This is a genomic window from Clostridium arbusti SL206 (assembly GCF_000246895.1).
Classification (GTDB): domain Bacteria; phylum Bacillota; class Clostridia; order Clostridiales; family Clostridiaceae; genus Clostridium_I; species Clostridium_I arbusti.
In genome coordinates this window covers 1-335 of the sequence record NZ_BAEV01000220.1, presented here as the reverse complement: position 1 = coordinate 335, position 335 = coordinate 1, and the positions used below count along the sequence as shown (strand labels likewise).

At 51.3% G+C, this 335-nt stretch carries 1 rRNA gene; it reads left to right on the top strand.

Going from position 1 to position 335, the window contains the following annotated elements:
- Positions 1 to 325, top strand: a 23S ribosomal RNA gene (locus tag RH99_RS18120); the annotation flags it as partial.
- Between the last annotated feature and the right edge of the window lie 10 nt (positions 326 to 335).

The following is a 335-nucleotide window of genomic DNA, read 5'->3' as shown; positions in this document are numbered from 1 at the left end:
CGAGCTGGGTTCAGAACGTCGTGAGACAGTTCGGTCCCTATCCGTCGCGGGCGTAGGAAATTTGAGAGGAGCTGTCCTTAGTACGAGAGGACCGGGATGGACTGACCTCTGGTGCACCAGTTGTCACGCCAGTGGCACGGCTGGGTAGCTATGTCGGGAAGGGATAAACGCTGAAAGCATCTAAGCGTGAAGCCCACCTCAAGATTAGATTTCCCATAGCGTAAGCTAGTAAGACCCCTGAAAGAACATCAGGTTGATAGGTCAGAGGTGTAAGTGCAGCAATGTATTTAGCTGACTGATACTAATAGGTCGAGGGCTTGACCAATACTACGTGT